Origin of the sequence: Streptococcus sp. 29892 (genome assembly GCF_032594935.1) — a bacterium.
Lineage (GTDB): Bacteria > Bacillota > Bacilli > Lactobacillales > Streptococcaceae > Streptococcus > Streptococcus hyiners.
Genome location: NZ_CP118734.1, coordinates 422,983 through 441,539, shown reverse-complemented (window position 1 = coordinate 441,539; position 18,557 = coordinate 422,983). Strand labels below are relative to the sequence as shown.

At 42.9% G+C, this 18,557-nt stretch carries 18 protein-coding genes, 10 tRNA genes and 3 rRNA genes; 1 reads left to right on the top strand and 30 read right to left on the bottom strand.

Going from position 1 to position 18,557, the window contains the following annotated elements; all coding sequences use genetic code 11:
* Positions 1-400: 400 nt before the first annotated feature.
* From PW220_RS02370 to PW220_RS02270, 21 genes are all read right to left on the bottom strand, one after another.
* Complete coding sequence (locus tag PW220_RS02370) at positions 401-943, bottom strand: tRNA (cytidine(34)-2'-O)-methyltransferase (protein WP_172050705.1); 543 nt, start codon at positions 941-943, stop codon at positions 401-403.
* 433 nt (positions 944-1,376) lie between these two features.
* On the bottom strand, positions 1,377-2,165 hold the full coding sequence (locus tag PW220_RS02365) for a hypothetical protein (RefSeq protein WP_248055992.1): 789 nt from the start codon (positions 2,163-2,165) through the stop codon (positions 1,377-1,379).
* 358 nt (positions 2,166-2,523) lie between these two features.
* Complete coding sequence (locus tag PW220_RS02360) at positions 2,524-3,183, bottom strand: hypothetical protein (RefSeq protein WP_248055993.1); 660 nt, start codon at positions 3,181-3,183, stop codon at positions 2,524-2,526.
* Positions 3,183-3,332, bottom strand: a complete 150-nt coding sequence (locus tag PW220_RS02355; RefSeq protein WP_248049362.1) for a hypothetical protein — start codon at positions 3,330-3,332, stop codon at positions 3,183-3,185. Before PW220_RS02355 ends, PW220_RS02360 begins: the two co-directional genes overlap by 1 nt.
* A 228-nt stretch (positions 3,333-3,560) precedes the next feature.
* Positions 3,561-4,403 carry a hypothetical protein gene (locus tag PW220_RS02350; protein ID WP_248055994.1) on the bottom strand — a complete coding sequence of 281 codons (843 nt, stop codon included), beginning with the start codon at positions 4,401-4,403 and terminating at the stop codon, positions 3,561-3,563.
* 152 nt (positions 4,404-4,555) lie between these two features.
* Positions 4,556-4,629: transfer RNA gene (locus tag PW220_RS02345), tRNA-Pro, on the bottom strand.
* Positions 4,630-4,676: 47 nt separating this feature from the next.
* Positions 4,677-4,750 (bottom strand) — tRNA-Arg (locus PW220_RS02340).
* 14 nt (positions 4,751-4,764) lie between these two features.
* Positions 4,765-4,848: transfer RNA gene (locus PW220_RS02335), tRNA-Leu, on the bottom strand.
* A gap of 7 nt (positions 4,849-4,855) precedes the next feature.
* A tRNA-Gly gene (locus PW220_RS02330) sits at positions 4,856-4,927 on the bottom strand.
* Between the two features lie 12 nt (positions 4,928-4,939).
* Positions 4,940-5,012: transfer RNA gene (locus PW220_RS02325), tRNA-Thr, on the bottom strand.
* Positions 5,013-5,029: 17 nt separating this feature from the next.
* Positions 5,030-5,111 (bottom strand) — tRNA-Leu (locus PW220_RS02320).
* Positions 5,112-5,114: 3 nt separating this feature from the next.
* Positions 5,115-5,187: transfer RNA gene (locus PW220_RS02315), tRNA-Lys, on the bottom strand.
* Between the two features lie 65 nt (positions 5,188-5,252).
* Positions 5,253-5,325 (bottom strand) — tRNA-Asp (locus tag PW220_RS02310).
* Between the two features lie 2 nt (positions 5,326-5,327).
* Positions 5,328-5,400: transfer RNA gene (locus PW220_RS02305), tRNA-Val, on the bottom strand.
* A gap of 5 nt (positions 5,401-5,405) precedes the next feature.
* Positions 5,406-5,521: ribosomal RNA gene (rrf, locus tag PW220_RS02300) — 5S ribosomal RNA — on the bottom strand.
* A 92-nt stretch (positions 5,522-5,613) separates the two neighbouring features.
* Positions 5,614-8,516 (bottom strand): 23S ribosomal RNA (locus tag PW220_RS02295).
* A 166-nt stretch (positions 8,517-8,682) separates the two neighbouring features.
* A tRNA-Ala gene (locus PW220_RS02290) sits at positions 8,683-8,755 on the bottom strand.
* A 52-nt stretch (positions 8,756-8,807) separates the two neighbouring features.
* Positions 8,808-10,364, bottom strand: a 16S ribosomal RNA gene (locus tag PW220_RS02285).
* The 16S, 23S and 5S rRNA genes sit together here with 10 tRNA genes alongside, the layout of an rRNA operon.
* A gap of 423 nt (positions 10,365-10,787) precedes the next feature.
* Entirely contained in the window at positions 10,788-11,330 is a 543-nt protein-coding gene (gene hpf, locus PW220_RS02280; RefSeq protein WP_105117239.1) for a ribosome hibernation-promoting factor, HPF/YfiA family, read from the bottom strand.
* 76 nt (positions 11,331-11,406) lie between these two features.
* Entirely contained in the window at positions 11,407-12,072 is a 666-nt protein-coding gene (locus PW220_RS02275; protein ID WP_248055880.1) for a ComF family protein, read from the bottom strand.
* Positions 12,065-13,357 (bottom strand): ATP-dependent helicase ComFA, encoded by a 1,293-nt coding sequence (locus tag PW220_RS02270; RefSeq protein WP_248055881.1) that lies wholly within the window; start codon positions 13,355-13,357, stop codon positions 12,065-12,067. Before PW220_RS02270 ends, PW220_RS02275 begins: the two co-directional genes overlap by 8 nt.
* 56 nt (positions 13,358-13,413) lie before the next feature.
* Between PW220_RS02270 and PW220_RS02265 the strand changes: the two genes are divergently transcribed.
* A complete protein-coding gene (locus PW220_RS02265) occupies positions 13,414-14,046 on the top strand; it encodes a YigZ family protein (protein WP_172082949.1) in 633 nt (210 codons plus the stop codon).
* A gap of 336 nt (positions 14,047-14,382) precedes the next feature.
* Here PW220_RS02265 and PW220_RS02260 read toward each other — a convergent pair whose 3' ends face one another.
* From PW220_RS02260 to PW220_RS02220, 9 genes are all read right to left on the bottom strand, one after another.
* Positions 14,383-14,886 carry a PBECR4 domain-containing protein gene (locus PW220_RS02260; RefSeq protein WP_248055882.1) on the bottom strand — a complete coding sequence of 168 codons (504 nt, stop codon included), beginning with the start codon at positions 14,884-14,886 and terminating at the stop codon, positions 14,383-14,385.
* A gap of 317 nt (positions 14,887-15,203) precedes the next feature.
* Positions 15,204-15,866 (bottom strand): hypothetical protein, encoded by a 663-nt coding sequence (locus PW220_RS02255; protein WP_248055883.1) that lies wholly within the window; start codon positions 15,864-15,866, stop codon positions 15,204-15,206.
* Positions 15,867-15,875: 9 nt separating this feature from the next.
* Positions 15,876-16,196: a hypothetical protein gene (locus PW220_RS02250; protein WP_248044537.1), complete on the bottom strand. Its 321-nt coding sequence runs from the start codon at positions 16,194-16,196 to the stop codon at positions 15,876-15,878.
* 8 nt (positions 16,197-16,204) lie between these two features.
* On the bottom strand, positions 16,205-16,630 hold the full coding sequence (locus PW220_RS02245; RefSeq protein WP_248055884.1) for a hypothetical protein: 426 nt from the start codon (positions 16,628-16,630) through the stop codon (positions 16,205-16,207).
* A gap of 18 nt (positions 16,631-16,648) precedes the next feature.
* Positions 16,649-17,335: a CHAP domain-containing protein gene (locus PW220_RS02240; protein WP_248055885.1), complete on the bottom strand. Its 687-nt coding sequence runs from the start codon at positions 17,333-17,335 to the stop codon at positions 16,649-16,651.
* Positions 17,336-17,421: 86 nt separating this feature from the next.
* Positions 17,422-17,676 carry a phage holin gene (locus PW220_RS02235; RefSeq protein ID WP_248043855.1) on the bottom strand — a complete coding sequence of 85 codons (255 nt, stop codon included), beginning with the start codon at positions 17,674-17,676 and terminating at the stop codon, positions 17,422-17,424.
* Positions 17,677-17,680: 4 nt separating this feature from the next.
* Complete coding sequence (locus PW220_RS02230) at positions 17,681-18,097, bottom strand: hypothetical protein (RefSeq protein WP_248055886.1); 417 nt, start codon at positions 18,095-18,097, stop codon at positions 17,681-17,683.
* Positions 18,094-18,342: a hypothetical protein gene (locus PW220_RS02225; RefSeq protein WP_248055887.1), complete on the bottom strand. Its 249-nt coding sequence runs from the start codon at positions 18,340-18,342 to the stop codon at positions 18,094-18,096. The genes PW220_RS02230 and PW220_RS02225 overlap by 4 nt, the downstream gene beginning before the upstream one ends.
* Positions 18,343-18,344: 2 nt before the next feature.
* Positions 18,345-18,554 carry a hypothetical protein gene (locus tag PW220_RS02220; protein WP_248055888.1) on the bottom strand — a complete coding sequence of 70 codons (210 nt, stop codon included), beginning with the start codon at positions 18,552-18,554 and terminating at the stop codon, positions 18,345-18,347.
* Positions 18,555-18,557: the final 3 nt, after the last annotated feature.

Below are 18,557 nucleotides of genomic sequence, written 5' to 3'. Positions count from 1 at the left end.
AACTACACTTCGTCTTCTCCCATCCAGACTATACTGTCGGTTGTGGAATTGCACCACATCAGCTTTCGCTCGCAGACTGTACGTGTCTTTCTTTCTATTTTATGGCTTCGTTAAGTCTGCTTGACATACCTTAGTATAGTCTGCATCTCCTTGCCTAGCCCTAAAATGAAACAAAAACACTTTTTTTGAGTGTTGCTTAAGATTTTTCTATCAGTCTAGGCGACAAGGCGAAGGCATAACTGGAGCTAGGCAAGCCTGGTCAACGACGAATGAGAGAAAAAGAAAAGCAAGAATCAAAAAATCACTGCCGGTCGGGAATTACACCCTGCCCTGAAGACTATTTCATGATACCAAAAAAGCCCTGCAAGTGCAAGAGCTTAGTTCCAGTTAGTGATATTCTTTATTTTAGCTTATCCTCTTCATAGGTATGTACCAAATCCAAGCCTGCAAAATCCTGCTGGCGAAGAGCTTCATAGACAATCATGCAAACTGTATTGGATACATTAAGACTACGGACATGCTCATCATTCATGGGAATGCGAATGGCTTTTTCAGGATGAATTCGCATAAATTCTTCCGGTAATCCCTTATCTTCACGACCAAAGAGGAAAAAGTGGATACCGTCCTGATAACTTTCTTCCGAATAAATTTTATCCGCAAATTTTGACACCAAATGAACTTTTCCATGCTGACTTGCATAGTCCATAAATTCTGTCAGACTTTCATAGAAACGAACATCTAACTTATCCCAGTAGTCCAAGCCCGCACGCTTCATCTTGCGGTCATCAATGGGAAAGCCCATGGGTTTGATGATATGGAGGGGGCTATTGGTCGCGGCACAAGTTCGAGCTATATTCCCTGTATTCTGGGGAATTTGTGGTTCAAACAAGACAATGTGGTTTTTGGCAGTTTCTTCTGTATAATGCAAATCTTCAATATTCATTTATCATTTCCTCAAACTAGATATTCAACTATTCGGACAAAAAAATAGCCACACTGCCCGGAGTCAAGCTCAGCAAACAGCATGGTGAATGATGATTCATTCACTTAACTCACAACAGGTTTGAGTTAAATCAATGAAATCGTGTTTCTATTGTAGCTTAAAAAAGGCTGAAAATCAAGTATTTTTGCCTAATTTTTTCATAAAATGATATTTAAATGAGATAAAGAGCAGTAACGCTCATTTTTGAGTTGCAAAGCTGAGCAAAACGATATACTATTCTATATTTCCTTTTTGGTTATCATCGGTACCAGCTGAATCAGTCAATATCGTCAATAATAATTAGTAGGTATATTTTACTATGCAATTAAACAATCTGTCCAATCAGAACTTACGTTCAATTTTTCCAATTTCATTGTTTCCATACCTGTATTCATTACTTCCCCAAACTTTCCTTATAACGCTGGGACTTTTTACCATACCAGTCTTCTACTGAATAACCAAATTCTTTTCGATACTTTTCTTGATCTGCATTAAGTACATTCAAGGCAAGCAAAGTGGACAATATCCCTCTAAAGGTAAGCGTAAATACAATAACAATGAGAGGTGGAAAAATCGGCATTGCTGCAAGCAAAACGCTAGCCAGTATATTTTGAAAGCCATCATGTATAAGACTGGATAACGCACTAATTCCCCATAATACTAAAAGAACAGTTGATAATTGCTTTGATGTAATGCGAGAAGAAATAGGTAGGCTTTGAACGGTTTTTGAAACATAATGCCAGAAAACATAGACTAACGAAGCTACAAACATCAACCAATTTAGCACTCTAACCAATAAGAACGGGACAAAAAATTGGATTCCATAAAATATAGAATAATAAATGGGAATAACCATCATCAGTAAAATGATTTGATTTAGTAAGTAAGCTTTAATGATATTTCTATGCATCATTCTATAAGCAATACTATACAAAAACCAAGAAAACACGAAAAGCCAACCCCAGAACACGTTAGGAAGACCTATAAGATACTCTAGACCAGTGACTGATACTGAGTTGAGCTCTCCGCTCAGACTAACAGATTTACCAAAAGTTGATACAAAGAAGCCACCAAATAGAAGAAAACCGATAAGAGCTGGAAAACCAAAAATTAAAACTAAAACATTCCATTTCCTACTTAACTCTTGAGCATCTTCAATAATATTTTTATATTTGTCTTCCATCATTCTCACCCAAACCAAGACGAAACTGTCTTGGTTCCTCCCTCAAAGAAGTTAGAAATACTATCTCCTACTGATTTAATTGATTCTATGTTCATACTTACAGATTTTCCTAATTAGCCAATGAGGGAGTGGGAAAGAACTCGACCATTCCTAGAAGAGTTCGTCTTCCCACCCCCGCACAGTTGATTAGGTCAGATTTGGAGTGTAAAGCACGAACAAATCTGCCAATCAACCACTGCGCTGAGATGTTGACACTAACTTTGAGAAGCGGTGCTAGCCTTTTTACCCAGCCTCTTCAAATTTTTAAACACTATCTGCAATTTCCGCAGAGACCTCCACCCGACGATTAATATCAACCTTACTCATCTGCTTTATCCTCCATAACAAAGGAGAAGAAACAATTTATCTTGACATCAGACCTATCATACAATGAATAGAATAATATATAGGAAAATGTTTTTTCATCATGCCTTCTTTTGCTTACTTCGATTTTAGCAACTGTTGGATCAGTTAATCCATAAGTTTCTATTAGTTTCTTTGTGTATTCCGAAGGAGTCTTCTCTTGGTAACTCATATCCTTCATATAAGTATTGGGATGGTCCAGTACCTTCACTAGCTCTAGATTATTAAAATAGTCTTCTGAAAAATGAAATTCTTCAAACATCAGTTTTCTATCGGATAACACTTCACTAGTCGTATTTATTTTCAATTCTCCCCCTATATAAGACGTTGGATAGCCCTCCGTTTCAGAAACTGACAAATCATAACTCATTCCTTCAAATTGTCCATCTGAGCTAATAGCCAAGTCAGTCTTAAATGCCTTGACACTCTCCATACCATATATAGTCAAACTGTCTTCAATCGAAAGAATATCAAAATTCTCTATAGATTGCTGGTCCAACACCTCATACATCGGTGCCAACTCTGTTCTAATCTTTACTTCTTTACTACAACCTGTCAATCCCATTATCGTAACAACTCCTAAAATGCACATCATTAGTTTTTTTATTCGATTCATTACTCCGCCACCTGCTTACTAATTTTTACTTTTTGATAGTCTTGGTCATGATATAGATACACTTCATCTACTTTCAAAGTCTCCTCACGACTTGTCATTTTATGTTGTACAATACTTTGATCATATAGTCTTTGAGCAACGATTGCCATTACCATTCCCTTGCTCTCTTCAAAAGAGGCGTTCCATACTGTTTTTTAATGTTTACCCATCTTATCAGTTCATCATACTTTTCTATTATACCAAAAATCCAGACAAGGTGATCTTGTCTGGGTTTACAAGTTAATAACTTAAGCATCAAAAAAATTATGCAACTTGGGATTTTGAAATACATTGCTTAGCCATAAACCCAAAGTAAATTAAGACGATCTAAACAAAACCTACTTTCCCAAACTTTCCTTATATCGCTTAGACTTTTTACCATACCAGTCTTCAATGCTATATCCTGAGAGAATACGATAGTCTTCCATATATTTACTGATATAATAGCCTTTTATCTGACTTGCACCAAGTGCGATAACAAAATATAAACCAACCAATCCAATAATAGGAAACGAAAGGATGCTAACCGTTCTTATTAAATCATTTCTATACAAATTTTCTCCGCCGGAAAAAAATATCCTATACAGAAAAACTGGAGTAAGAACGAGCCAACCAAATTTTCTAGAATGAGCAACAAAAAGCTCCACATATCTTTCTAGTGGGTTACTGAAATCTACATTACCATACAAACTATTGTACGAAGTCTTACTAAACCATTGATATCTCTCAAGAAGGGCAATCATGAAAACCACCGAATAGATGAATATTGACAAGAACTCACCAAGTATCATTGTAGAAAAAATAACTAGTAATATTTCTATTTGGCAATAGAATAGAAATGTAAGCAAAAACATATACTTATTAAAATAATAGTAAGACAAGACTCGTTTTTGATGGATTTTTTTCAAGGAAATGAAATACAAAAGTGTAACAAGTACCCCTAGAAAGAAGGGAATACTTACTAATACCTCCGTACTTTTAAATAGAGTTAATATGATTTGTGAATCAACATATCTACCTATAAATGTTATTAAATACATGAAGAGATTAACAGTCAAAAATCCCAAGATTTTCTTTCCATAACCATTTTTCTCTATGTCCTCCATTGAAGTCTGAATGTAATGATCCGTTACCAACCCCATGCTCTTTTCTAAAGAGGCGTTCCATATTGATTTTTTCATGTTTTCTCATCCTTATCAGATTATCATAATTGTCTGTTATGTTAATAAATCAAAGAAACTGGCCTTAGCCTGAAAAAAATATTGGCCCTGTAAGACACTAGTTAGCGTGCTCAAAAAAAGAGGAAAACAATTATCCTCTTAACCTCTTTCAATCGGGAAGACAGGATTCGAACCTGCGACACCTTGGTCCCAAACCAAGTACTCTACCAAGCTGAGCTACTTCCCGCTGTTATTAAAAATAAAGCTCCCCTAATGACATCATTAAGCGAGTCATGCACCCTAGAGGATTCGAACCTCTAACCGCCTGATTCGTAGTCAGGTACTCTATCCAGTTGAGCTAAGGGTGCTTCTATAAAGTCCATGCCGAGGACCGGAATCGAACCGGTACGATGTTGCCATCGCAGGATTTTAAGTCCTGTGCGTCTGCCAGTTCCGCCACCCCGGCCTCTCAAAGCGAACGACGGGATTCGAACCCGCGACCCCCACCTTGGCAAGGTGGTGTTCTACCACTGAACTACGTTCGCAATCTCTTCAAATGCCGGCTACATGACTTGAACACGCGACCCTCTGATTACAAATCAGATGCTCTACCAACTGAGCTAAGCCGGCTTATTAGTATTTCCTTATGCGGGTTAAGGGACTTGAACCCCCACGCCCGAAAGCGCCAGATCCTAAATCTGGTGCGTCTGCCAATTCCGCCAAACCCGCATATGACTCGTGCTGGGCTCGAACCAGCGACCCATTGATTAAAAGTCAATTGCTCTACCAACTGAGCTAACGAGTCGTAAATATGACGCAAACTCTGTTTGCTCTATTTCCAACTTCAAATAGTCTCCCAGACTATTTGAACGGTCCCGACGGGAATCGAACCCGCGATCTTCGCCGTGACAGGGCGACGTGATAACCGCTACACTACGGGACCTATGGGAGTTAACGGGATCGAACCGCTGACCCTCTGCTTGTAAGGCAGATGCTCTCCCAGCTGAGCTAAACTCCCTATTCGCTAAGCGACTACCGTATCTCACAGGGGGCAACCCCCAACTACTTCAGGCGTTCTAGGGCTTAACTGCTGTGTTCGGCATGGGTACAGGTGTATCTCCTAGGCTATCGTCACTTAACTACTGAGTCTTGTCAACTCAAAATTGAATATCTATATTCTAACAAGAAACCGAACGCTTGTCAATATTGACTTCGTTGAATTTTGCTTATCTAGGATAAGTCCTCGAGCGATTAGTATTGGTCCGCTACATGTGTCGCCACACTTCCACTTCCAACCTATCTACCTGATCATCTCTCAGGGCTCTTACTAACATAAAGTTATGGGAAATCTCATCTTGAGGTGGGTTTCACACTTAGATGCTTTCAGCGTTTATCCCGTCCCTACATAGCTACCCAGCGATGCCTTTGGCAAGACAACTGGTACACCAGCGGTAAGTCCACTCTGGTCCTCTCGTACTAGGAGCAGATCCTCTCAAATTTCCTACGCCCGCGACGGATAGGGACCGAACTGTCTCACGACGTTCTGAACCCAGCTCGCGTGCCGCTTTAATGGGCGAACAGCCCAACCCTTGGGACCGACTACAGCCCCAGGATGCGACGAGCCGACATCGAGGTGCCAAACCTCCCCGTCGATGTGAACTCTTGGGGGAGATAAGCCTGTTATCCCCAGGGTAGCTTTTATCCGTTGAGCGATGGCCCTTCCATACGGAACCACCGGATCACTAAGCCCGACTTTCGTCCCTGCTCGAGTTGTAGCTCTCGCAGTCAAGCTCCCTTATACCTTTACACTCTGCGAATGATTTCCAACCATTCTGAGGGAACCTTTGGGCGCCTCCGTTACCTTTTAGGAGGCGACCGCCCCAGTCAAACTGCCCGTCAGACACTGTCTCCGTAGATGATAAACCTACCGGGTTAGAGTAGCCATAACACAAGGGTAGTATCCCAACAGCGCCTCTGTCGAAACTGGCGTCCCGACTTCTTAGGCTCCTACCTATCCTGTACATGTGGTACAGATACTCAATATCAAACTGCAGTAAAGCTCCATGGGGTCTTTCCGTCCTGTCGCGGGTAACCTGCATCTTCACAGGTACTAAAATTTCACCGAGTCTCTCGTTGAGACAGTGCCCAAATCATTACGCCTTTCGTGCGGGTCGGAACTTACCCGACAAGGAATTTCGCTACCTTAGGACCGTTATAGTTACGGCCGCCGTTTACTGGGGCTTCAATTCAGATCTTCGCTTGCGCTAAACCCTCCTCTTAACCTTCCAGCACCGGGCAGGCGTCACCCCCTATACATCATCTTACGATTTAGCAGAGAGCTGTGTTTTTGATAAACAGTTGCTTGGGCCTATTCACTGCGGCTGACTTAAAGTCAGCACCCCTTCTCCCGAAGTTACGGGGTCATTTTGCCGAGTTCCTTAACGAGAGTTCTCTCGCTCACCTGAGGCTACTCGCCTCGACTACCTGTGTCGGTTTGCGGTACGGGTAGAGTATGATACATCGCTAGAAGATTTTCTCGGCAGTGTGACGTCACTAACTTCGCTACTAAACTTCGCTCCCCATCACAGCTCAATGTTACAGATACAAGCATTTGACTCATATCACACCTCACTGCTTAGACGGGCACTTCCAATCGCCCGCTTTAGTTAGCCTACTGCGTCCCTCCATCACTTCATACTCTAGTACAGGAATATCAACCTGTTGTCCATCGGATACACCTTTCGGTCTCTCCTTAGGTCCCGACTAACCCAGGGCGGACGAGCCTTCCCCTGGAAACCTTAGTCTTACGGTGGATGGGATTCTCACCCATCTTTCGCTACTCATACCGGCATTCTCACTTCTATGCGTTCCAGCACTCCTCACGGTATACCTTCTTCACACATAGAACGCTCTCCTACCATAACACCTAAGTGTTATCCACAGCTTCGGTAAATTGTTTTAGCCCCGGTACATTTTCGGCGCAGGGTCACTCGACTAGTGAGCTATTACGCACTCTTTGAATGAATAGCTGCTTCTAAGCTAACATCCTAGTTGTCTGTGCAACCCCACATCCTTTTCCACTTAACAATTATTTTGGGACCTTAGCTGGTGGTCTGGGCTGTTTCCCTTTCGACTACGGATCTTAGCACTCGCAGTCTGACTGCCGACCATAAATCTTTGGCATTCGGAGTTTATCTGAAATCAGTAAACCGAGATGGCCCCCTCATCCAAACAGTGCTCTACCTCCAAGATTCTTAATGTCGACGCTAGCCCTAAAGCTATTTCGGAGAGAACCAGCTATCTCCAAGTTCGTTTGGAATTTCTCCGCTACCCACAAGTCATCCAAGCACTTTTCAACGTGCCCTGGTTCGGTCCTCCAGTGCGTCTTACCGCACCTTCAACCTGCTCATGGGTAGGTCACATGGTTTCGGGTCTACGTCATGATACTAATGCGCCCTATTCAGACTCGGTTTCCCTACGGCTCCGTCTCTTCAACTTAACCTCGCATCATAACGTAACTCGCCGGTTCATTCTACAAAAGGCACGCTCTCACCCATTAACGGGCTCGAACTTGTTGTAGGCACACGGTTTCAGGTTCTATTTCACTCCCCTTCCGGGGTACTTTTCACCTTTCCCTCACGGTACTGGTTCACTATCGGTCACTAGAGAGTATTTAGGGTTGGGAGATGGTCCTCCCGGATTCCGACGAGATTTCGCGTGTCTCGCCGTACTCAGGATACTGCTAGGTATAAAGACTATTTCAAATACGAGGCTATTACTCTCTTTGGCCTACCTTCCCAGGTAGTTCTTCTATACTCTTTAAGTCCACATTGCAGTCCTACAACCCCGAAGAGTAAACTCTTCGGTTTGCCCTCCTGCCGTTTCGCTCGCCGCTACTAAGGCAATCGCTTTTGCTTTCTCTTCCTGCAGCTACTTAGATGTTTCAGTTCACTGCGTCTTCCTCTACACTACCTTAACAGTAGTGAGTGACAGGCATTACCTGCCGGGTTCCCCCATTCGGACACCCCTGGATCATTGCTTACTTACAGCTCCCCAAGGCATTTCGTCGTTAGTCACGTCCTTCATCGGCTTCTAGTGCCAAGGCATCCACCGTGCGCCCTTATTAACTTAACCTTATTAACCTAATTTTTTCAAAAATTAGAAAACTCATTAAATATTCACAGCGTTTTCGGTTTATTTTCTTGTTACTATTTCTTAATGTATCCTTGCAGATACATCAGGAATGTTTGATAGATATTCAATTTTCAATGGACAATTCCTTAACAACTTCCGTTGTTAATGGAGCCTAGCGGGATCGAACCGCTGACCTCCTGCGTGCAAAGCAGGCGCTCTCCCAGCTGAGCTAAGGCCCCACAAGACCTCTCAAAATTAAAGAAGATTAACGTACAGGTTCCGTTTCCTTAGAAAGGAGGTGATCCAGCCGCACCTTCCGATACGGCTACCTTGTTACGACTTCACCCCAATCATCTATCCCACCTTAGGCGGCTGGCTCCTAAAAGGTTACCTCACCGACTTCGGGTGTTACAAACTCTCGTGGTGTGACGGGCGGTGTGTACAAGGCCCGGGAACGTATTCACCGCGGCGTGCTGATCCGCGATTACTAGCGATTCCGACTTCATGTAGGCGAGTTGCAGCCTACAATCCGAACTGAGACTGGCTTTAAGAGATTAGCTTGTCGTCACCGACTTGCGACTCGTTGTACCAGCCATTGTAGCACGTGTGTAGCCCAGGTCATAAGGGGCATGATGATTTGACGTCATCCCCACCTTCCTCCGGTTTATTACCGGCAGTCTCGCTAGAGTGCCCAACTGAATGATGGCAACTAACAATAGGGGTTGCGCTCGTTGCGGGACTTAACCCAACATCTCACGACACGAGCTGACGACAACCATGCACCACCTGTCACCAGTGCTCCGAAGAGAAACCCTATCTCTAGGGCGGTCACTGGGATGTCAAGACCTGGTAAGGTTCTTCGCGTTGCTTCGAATTAAACCACATGCTCCACCGCTTGTGCGGGCCCCCGTCAATTCCTTTGAGTTTCAACCTTGCGGTCGTACTCCCCAGGCGGAGTGCTTAATGCGTTAGCTGCGGCACTGAGTCCCGGAAAGGACCCAACACCTAGCACTCATCGTTTACGGCGTGGACTACCAGGGTATCTAATCCTGTTCGCTCCCCACGCTTTCGAGCCTCAGCGTCAGTTACAGACCAGAGAGCCGCTTTCGCCACCGGTGTTCCTCCATATATCTACGCATTTCACCGCTACACATGGAATTCCACTCTCCCCTTCTGCACTCAAGTTTGACAGTTTCCAAAGCGTACTATGGTTAAGCCACAGCCTTTTACTTCAGACTTATCAAACCGCCTGCGCTCGCTTTACGCCCAATAAATCCGGACAACGCTCGGGACCTACGTATTACCGCGGCTGCTGGCACGTAGTTAGCCGTCCCTTTCTGGTAAGATACCGTCAAGTGAGAAACTTTCCACTCTTCTCACAGTTCTTCTCTTACAACAGAGCTTTACGATCCGAAAACCTTCTTCACTCACGCGGCGTTGCTCGGTCAGGGTTGCCCCCATTGCCGAAGATTCCCTACTGCTGCCTCCCGTAGGAGTCTGGGCCGTGTCTCAGTCCCAGTGTGGCCGATCACCCTCTCAGGTCGGCTATGTATCGAAGCCTTGGTGAGCCGTTACCCCACCAACTAGCTAATACAACGCAGGTCCATCTCATAGTGAAGCAGTTGCTCCTTTCAAACATCTACCATGCGATAAATGCTGTTATGCGGTATTAGCTATCGTTTCCAATAGTTATCCCCCGCTATGAGGCAGGTTACCTACGCGTTACTCACCCGTTCGCGACTCACTTATCTCGGTGGAGCAAGCTCCGGTGAAATAAGTGCGTTCCACTTGCATGTATTAGGCACGCCGCCAGCGTTCGTCCTGAGCCAGGATCAAACTCTCATAAAAAGTTTTGATTCAAACTCAAGCTATCACTAGCTTTCCGTTTTATTGTTTTTGTTCATTGACGATCTATCCTTAGATAAATCACCCTGCACGTTTGGTTCGTCTTCTTTAATTTTCAAAGGTCTTGTTCGTCGCCGCGCTCTCGCGACAACTATCTTAGTTTATCATTTCTTTAACTGCTTGTCAACACTTTTTTGAACTTTTTTTATTTCTTTTTCGTGTTGTGTCGCTTCAGATTTGACAACTCAATTATTGTATCATCTTCATTTGACCTTGTCAACTACTTTTTGAAACTTTTTTTCAAACGGTTAACAGGTTCTCTAAAAGACAACTCAATCATTCTATCATCTTCATTTCCTCTTGTCAACTCTTTTTTAATATTTTTTGATAACGAAAAACAGCTACAGGTGTAGCTGTTCAAATCATTTATTGGCGAACTTCAAGAAGGCCCAAATCTCCGTCCTCGCGTTTGTAAAGGACGTTAGTTGTACCGTCGTTAGCATCAGTATAGATGAAGAAGTCGTGTCCTAGCAATTCTAATTGAAGAATAGCTTCTTCCATATCCATGGGCTTCAAGTCAACTTGTTTGGTGCGAACAACTTTTACTTCTTCTTCTGCTTGCTCTACAAGTTCATCTGTAAAGACTTGACCTGTTGCAACTTTTTGACGATGTTTTCTTTCAATCTTAGTTTTATTGCGACGAATTTGGCGTTCAATTTTATCTACGACAAGGTCGATGGAGCCGTACATTTCTTGTGAAATGTCTTCTGCACGCAGAGTGACAGTTCCTACTGGGATAGTCACTTCAACTTTAGCACGCTTATCACGGTAAACTTTTAGATTGACCTTAGCATTCAACTCTTGATTTTCATTGAAGTATTTCTCAATCTTTGCTACTTTCTCTTCTACATAAGTACGAAGAGCATCTGTAACTTCAAGGTTTTCTCCACGAATACTGAATTTAATCATATTAGTACCTCTTTCTTGGCTTTCGCCTTTCTTCACTATTATTATATCACATTTCTAAAAAAATGCAACCGTTTTCTTAGCGTGCGAGTGAAAATGTTTTGATTTCTTTCTGACTTGTTTTCATGAAAAGCCTTGTGGCAAGCTGGATTGTAGCCCCTGTTGTGTAAATATCATCGACTAATAGAATTTTATCTGGTAGACTTTTTTCATCCACCAGATAAAAGGGTTGTTCTGTTCCTATCCTCTCTTCTCGATTTTTTGATGATTGTTTTTTGACATCTCGTTTGCCCAATAATTCTTTATAGGGAATCCTAGCCGCATCCAATATACCAGTCACTTGATTAAATCCCCGTTCTTCTAGACGTTCTTGACTGAGTGGAATGGGAACGATTGTATATTCGGAATACGGTTCTAGAACTTTTTGGACTTGTTCTGTAAAGATTTTCCTGAGAATGTAATCACCTTGAAATTTGTAGCGACTAAAGTAATCAGCCATTGCTTCATTATACTGAAAAATAGCTGTGTGAGACACTGATTTCCCTTGGCTTAACCAGTAGCGACAATCCTTGCAGATCTCTTCATCTCCACTTTTAGAACAATGCGAACAGTGTTGCTCTGCTATTTCTTCAAAAGTAGCCATACAGTCATTACAAACTCCTGGCTGGGACTTACCAAAGAAAATAAGCTCAGAAAATGTTTGTCTGGTTTTCATGGTTTGATTACAGAGTAAGCAGTTAGACATAGCCAGCCTCCTTGTTCATTTGTTTGATTTCTACAATAGCTTTCTCAATAGAGCGGGTGGACCCCTCATGGAAAAATTGGAGCAAGCCTGTCGGACGGTCTATACTTCGACCTACACGACCAGCAATCTGTACAAGACTAGACGATGTGTAGAGGTAATGATTGGCTTGGACCACTATAACATCTACTTTTGGGAAGGTTACACCTCGCTCTAAGATGGTAGTGGAAATGAGGATGGCAATATCTTGATTGCGAAAACCTTCTACTATCTTAAGTCGATTTTCAGTTTGACTGGATACAAAGCCAATAGTTTCTTCTGGAAATGTTTTTTCCATAATCTTGGCAAACTCCTGACCCTTGGAAATTTCTGGTACGAATATGAGCAAAGGATAACCAGTTTTTCTCTGATCTTTGATTACCTTAGCTAGTTTGGGGGCTAGTTTCTGTTTCTTTAGATTGGCATCAAATTTGGAAAACCAAACCTTTTGCGGAACAACCAGTGGATTGCCATGAAATCGTCTGGGTAGGCTGAGTCGTTTTAATTTACCTGTTTTGACTTTTCTGTCCAGTTCATCTGTTGACGTTGCCGTCAAAAATACTTGGACACCGTCTTCCTTGACCGCATTGTCAGCAGCACGGTAGAGCATGGGATTATCAGCGTAGGGAAAGGCATCAACTTCGTCAATCAAGACCAAATCAAAGGCCTGATAGAATTTTAATAACTGATGAGTGGTTGCTACAACAAGCGGCGTTCGGAAATAGGGTTCTGACTCACCGTGTAGCAAACTAATCGGAAGGGAGAAATCATTTTGCAGGCGCTTATAGAGTTCTATACAGACGTCTATTCGAGGACTGGCTAGACAGACTGCCCCTCCTTTATCAATCACAGAAGCAACCGTATGATATATCATCTCTGTTTTTCCTGCTCCTGTTACAGCATGAACCAGTGTAGCCTGTCTTTTCCCTACATTCTCAACCAATCCATCTGAAATCATTTGCTGCCAATCCGTTAATTTCCCCTTCCATGTTAAGCAAGAGTTTACAGGGAAGTCTTTCTGAGGAAAATGATAGAGTTCTTCATCTGACCGCACCCTGCCAAGGAGCAAACAGGCTCGACAGTAGTTTGCATCATTGGGCAGTTTGTTTTCTTCTTCGAAAGTTGTACCACAACGAAAGCAGGCATTCTTGTCTGTGACACTGAATAGCTTCTCTGCTTTTTCTCGCTCTGCTGGGGTCAATTGGTATTTGGTAAATAGTCTTCCATAGTAATGTTCTAATTCTTTCATCACTTATTTATTCGGAATTTCTTGTCAGTTTTGAAAAAAATTAGTACAATTTGCTTATGAAAGAATTTAAGACGATTAAAGAAGACGGTATTGTTGAAGAAGAAATTAAGAAATCTCGTTTTATCTGTTTTATGAAACGAGTGACTAGTGAGGAAGAGGCTCGCGACTTTATCAACAAGATCAAAAAAGAACATTACAAGGCCACCCATAACTGCTCTGCCTTTGTCCTCGGAGAAAATATGGAAATCAAGCGTTCCTCAGATGACGGAGAACCATCAGGAACTGCTGGAGTACCCATGCTAACTGTTTTAGAAAATCACCAACTGACCAATGTCGCAACGGTGGTTACTCGCTATTTTGGTGGTATCAAGTTAGGTGCTGGCGGTCTAATTCGCGCCTACGCTGGTGCAGTTGCTAGTGCTGTCAAAGAAATTGGGGTTGTAGAAGTCAAGGAACAGGAAGGAATTTCCATCACCATGTCCTATGCCCAGTACCAAGAATTTGCCAATTGGCGTGCGGATCGAGGTCTAGAAGAGTTTGACACCCAGTTCACAACAGAAGTTTCAACCATGATTTTTGTGGATAAGGAACATTTGGAAGAAACTTTGGCTAGCCTGACGGAGTTTTACCATGGAAAAGTTCAGGCGGAGAAGACTGACAGCCGTATCGTTGAGGTGCCTGTCTATTAAAAAAGACTATCGCTAAGATAGTTTTTTTACTTATTATATAGGTGTTTATAGTTACAACTCCCCGACTATTCCCCGACCTCTGGACAAGGTCTTTTTTATGTCCGCAAAAACGTCATTTTGCCCGTTTTGTCAAAATAGAAATCAAATCTCGCAACCATTATTGCCAATTTGTGATTTTGTCAATAATACACCGAAGTTATTTTCCAAGTAAATTCGGTTGAAAATCTACCGCAAATCTACTGTATCCTACTGTTTCCTACTGTATCTTGAGCTATCTTGAGACTATCTTGAGATTATCTCAAGCGCGAAAAAAAGCCTCCAGCAATCGCTGAGGGGCTACAACCAAACTATACCTGTTATTTTTGTTTTTCTAACTCTAGCATATTTTCTAGCTGAAGATTCATGGAGTGTAACCAATCTATAAATTCCGCTCTTATCTCTTCTTAAACCTAAAACCTTTACATTACGATTATCTCCCTCAAAGAAAACCAAGTCAAGATTCATGCTATTCCTTGACAAATCTTTTCTAATGACGCAAAATTCCGTTGCCTGCTTCACAAAGATATCAGCAATAAACGAGTATAAGGCAATTCTGCGAGTCACTTCTCTATAACTTGGCAAACCCTTAAAATCGGACAAATTAAATTTTCCACTTTCAATTTGCGCCAAAGTCTGACTAGCATAGTCGCTTGTTATTTTGTGCAAACCGAAAAGATGGTATAAATCTGTCGCTTGAAAATGTACAATGAGGTTTGTTAAGTCACTATAATTAGTGGAAACTTGACATGATTTTCCGACAAAATTTTTACGATAATCTTCTACAAGCTCTTTTAATTCCACACAAGACTCCATTATAAAATAAAAAAGCGCTGAGCAAGTTTCAACCCTTGCTCAGGTTACCGATTAGTGGTGGCAAATCACTAACTCCCCTTAGTGCTTCTTAGGCTTATCACCAGGGAACAGTTTTAAAGCTCTGCCAAGCCATATAGAGCGCTTCGCTATATGTCTGTGTCACCACAGATAAAGCCGAGACGGTTAGAAAGGAGGTAGATGGAAATTCATCTGTCTTTTAACCACCTTAATTATTCCACACATCCCTATATTTTGTCAAGAAAAATCTTCGCAAACAAAAAAGCCCAGCAAACGCTGGGGGCTTCTTACATCTTAACACCTGGCAAAACCTCTGGCCAAGGCTCATCACTGATATAGGTCAGCATTGGCAAGCGCATGGCTGCACCAGCTGACTGCATAATGTCCTTATAATTGTGTATTCCAAGCCAGTTGTTGTCGCCTGTGCCTGCCAAGTATATTGTACCGTCTAGGACCTTCCCATCATGGGCGATGGGCAGGAAGAGTGATACAGAACTCCGGAAACCTACCGGCACTTCTCCAACTTTCAGTAGTCGCAAAGAACCATTCGCAAATCGATAGCCGTCTGTATTGTTTTCTGGACGAAGCAAAGTCACAGTCCCCCAGCGGCCGCCAGTCGCATTGACCATACACTGATTGTTAATCCGCCGGAATGTCAAATAGCCTGCTGTCAAGCCAGGAGTGGTAATCTTACGCCAACCAGTATCCGCATTAGTAACGACCCAAACCGTGCCACGCTTAACCCACTCCCAAGCACCGACATCAGCTCCATCCGTGGACATATAGACCGTGCCACTTGTTTCGCTACCGGTGATAACCCCTGACGTCGTTTCTGGCTTATCCGGACGACCAGGGCCAACCAGAAAGCGGGCAGTAGGTTTTCTCAGCTCTGCCTTGATTACCTTCATGTCTGACCCGACTGCTTGGGCAAATTGAGTAAAATTGTCCATAAGCTACTCCTAGGCTTTAGCAGCAGTGTAGACGGCAACCAAATCCAGATTGGCGATCGCATCCACCTTCTGACCAAGCTCGGCAATCTTCTGGACAACGGCCTGCTCAGCCTCGCCATTCATGGCAGAAATAGCTTGGGCAATCTCCTTGAGCGTGTCCAGTTGCTCAGGCACACCCTCACCCAAGATATCCGATTTTAGCGCCGTTTTGGCTTGTTCAATCGCTTGTGTCAAGACCTCATTTGTTACTTTATCACCCAAAGCCTGCTTGAGCTCTTTGATGTCCGTTCCGACCGCTTGGGCAAATGCCGTTAATTTACTTGTACTCATTTCTTACCTCAAATCTTTCCTAAATTATAAAACATGAGCAGGTCAGGAATATCCTGCTCCTGCTCTACATACTCTTTGACAATATTTTTCAAGCCATAAAGCTCAATCGCTTCACCCGACGCATACTCACCCAGATTCTCATTGACTGTCAGAATGACCGAATCAGTAGACGGAAACACATAGCCGGCATGTTCAATCTCTACCACATAACTCCCAACAGGCAAAGCTTTTTCAAGTCGGAAACTAACAATGTTGTCCACCACTTCTGCTTCAAACTCAGTCATGCCCTTAGAACTGTGGATGAGTTGGACCTTTGCAGGCCCATTCAGGCGCTTTTTATCATCCGTCCTAAGCTTAAGCTTAAAGACAGACGAGGTATCGCCTTGCTTGATAATTGAGCCATTGACCCATGATAATGTTGTTTTATTAGCCATAGGACCTCCAAAAAGGCCTTATTTCAAGCCTTTAATCAATTTATTTACCGTCTCATCGTCTAAGCGGTCTAGATTTGATTTGTGTTGGAAATTGTCAAACGTCGCTTGTGAGATTTGCATATGCGGCACACCCTTGTCCCAAAATGCGACAGGGTCTTTTGCGTCAAGCAAAGCGTAAAACGTACCGCCTGCTACTAATGCGATTCCGCGTCCTGGTGCTGAAATTGTAAACATATCTTGTTCCTCTACTTTCTTTTCTTCTGGTTGTTCTACTTCTGCTTCATACGGTGGATAAAACCAACCCACCAATTGGCTAATTCGTTGGCTAGCATACTGGGCTGGACTACCAACATAGAGATTGCCTGCTAAGTTTTGTTCTACGGTCTGGGCAATATCACCATCCACGCCGATAATAACACCAGTATGACCATAATTAACCCCATCCCCTGCTACATAATCTTTGACAAAGACCGCGCCAGGTCGTGGACGGGCTGACGTCGGCAACCGATGAACCTCGAAGCCAACTTGTTCAGCCGAATCCAACAAATCAATGGCATTGCCCCATAAGGGTTTGCCAAAGAATTTTCCGCAAATCCAATTTGGCAAGTCTACACATTGCATGCCATATGCTCCGTCAAAGTTCACGCCTGCACCACGATTGGCCAGGTCGGTAACAAACTTGACGGCTTCATTCGCTGTTGTCATTTTCTACATCCTTTCTATCTAAAAATGGACTGAGTACAAAAGCAATGGGCGCTAGCACTACCAAAGCAAATACACAGATGACTAATTTAAGCTTTTCCATGTCTGTCCACCTTAGGCTCATAGTAATGCATGGCTTGCTCACTATCCGCAATCCCGTCAGTTGTCGGGTCATTGATGATACCAACAACTGTTAGAATGGACATGACAGTGCCAAAAACAGCTTCCCAATTTTCTGGAACCCAATTAAAACCTAATTGTTGCGCCAATAGTACCATCAACGGCACCAAGGTCCACCAAAATGTCCCATTGCGCAATCGTACACCCCAATTGATTTTATTCATGTATCTACTCCTTTTCTAGCGGTAATTCGCAATAAATGCCGTACATGGCCTCAATCTCTCCATTACCACCCAAAATCTTGTAACACTCAAAGAGCTTAGCAATCTCTCTACGCTCCTCAAGTGTGGTCCAACCACGTTCAATGGCTGTGTACAAATCCTTGTAGAGCGTATAGCGCCGACTGCTACGACTGCTGCTTTTAAGACTGTCCATCTCATTTTTGACATCTTTTAAATCTGTCTGATTATCATCTGCCGTCTTCTGCAAGGTTGTCAAGCGGGCATTGATGGTGGTCAATTCATTTTTTGCATTAGACCCTATCTTGGCTATCACAATACCGCCGACCGTGGTCAGAAATGGGCCAGCAATCGGCGTGATAGCGGTAATGATTTGGATGATGATATTTGGTTCGTGTGCTGTCATTTGACTTCCGTTTCTGCCAATTCAGCAAGAATGGCATCCTCGAGCTCGTAGCGCTTTTCCCTAAACGCTGCTTCCTGCTTGCGCATTTCTAGACGATTTGCACTATAGAGCGTTGGGTTTTGTACCCATTCAGAAACGGTAGAAACGCCATTTTCATCAATGTTCACATTGTATGTTTTAGCGATTTCTTCACCGATTTTTAAATTACCGACCAATGTTGTCATTTTTTTAACTTCAAGTGTCATGGTTATTCTCCTTCAATGATTTCTTCTGGTTTAGTAGCTTCGTCCAGTTGCTGGGTTAGTTCCTTGTTTTTTGTTTCCAATTCAGTGATATATTCTCTAGCCGTCGCAAGCTGTAGAGATAAAATATTTTTCACCGTCATCTCCTCTGATAAACGTTTGGAAGTGTCTTCTAAAGACATGCGCAAGGCAGTTTCAATATATTCTTGTTGCATATA

Bases quoted from the DNA above. Each gene is read 5' to 3' on its own strand.
- PW220_RS02250 (WP_248044537.1), bottom strand. From the start codon at position 16,196: ATGAGTACAAGTAAATTAACGGCATTTGCCCAAGCGGTCGGAACGGAC.
- PW220_RS02370 (WP_172050705.1), bottom strand. From the start codon at position 943: ATGAATATTGAAGATTTGCATTATACAGAAGAAACTGCCAAAAACCAC.
- PW220_RS02255 (WP_248055883.1), bottom strand. From the start codon at position 15,866: ATGGACAATTTTACTCAATTTGCCCAAGCAGTCGGGTCAGACATGAAG.
- PW220_RS02265 (WP_172082949.1), top strand. From the start codon at position 13,414: ATGAAAGAATTTAAGACGATTAAAGAAGACGGTATTGTTGAAGAAGAA.
- PW220_RS02230 (WP_248055886.1), bottom strand. From the start codon at position 18,097: ATGACAGCACACGAACCAAATATCATCATCCAAATCATTACCGCTATC.
- PW220_RS02245 (WP_248055884.1), bottom strand. From the start codon at position 16,630: ATGGCTAATAAAACAACATTATCATGGGTCAATGGCTCAATTATCAAG.
- PW220_RS02235 (WP_248043855.1), bottom strand. From the start codon at position 17,676: ATGAATAAAATCAATTGGGGTGTACGATTGCGCAATGGGACATTTTGG.
- PW220_RS02270 (WP_248055881.1), bottom strand. From the start codon at position 13,357: ATGAAAGAATTAGAACATTACTATGGAAGACTATTTACCAAATACCAA.
- PW220_RS02350 (WP_248055994.1), bottom strand. From the start codon at position 4,403: ATGAAAAAATCAATATGGAACGCCTCTTTAGAAAAGAGCATGGGGTTG.
- PW220_RS02275 (WP_248055880.1), bottom strand. From the start codon at position 12,072: ATGTCTAACTGCTTACTCTGTAATCAAACCATGAAAACCAGACAAACA.
- hpf (WP_105117239.1), bottom strand. From the start codon at position 11,330: ATGATTAAATTCAGTATTCGTGGAGAAAACCTTGAAGTTACAGATGCT.
- PW220_RS02240 (WP_248055885.1), bottom strand. From the start codon at position 17,335: ATGACAACAGCGAATGAAGCCGTCAAGTTTGTTACCGACCTGGCCAAT.
- PW220_RS02220 (WP_248055888.1), bottom strand. From the start codon at position 18,554: ATGCAACAAGAATATATTGAAACTGCCTTGCGCATGTCTTTAGAAGAC.
- PW220_RS02355 (WP_248049362.1), bottom strand. From the start codon at position 3,332: ATGGCAATCGTTGCTCAAAGACTATATGATCAAAGTATTGTACAACAT.
- PW220_RS02360 (WP_248055993.1), bottom strand. From the start codon at position 3,183: ATGAATCGAATAAAAAAACTAATGATGTGCATTTTAGGAGTTGTTACG.
- PW220_RS02225 (WP_248055887.1), bottom strand. From the start codon at position 18,342: ATGACACTTGAAGTTAAAAAAATGACAACATTGGTCGGTAATTTAAAA.
- PW220_RS02365 (WP_248055992.1), bottom strand. From the start codon at position 2,165: ATGGAAGACAAATATAAAAATATTATTGAAGATGCTCAAGAGTTAAGT.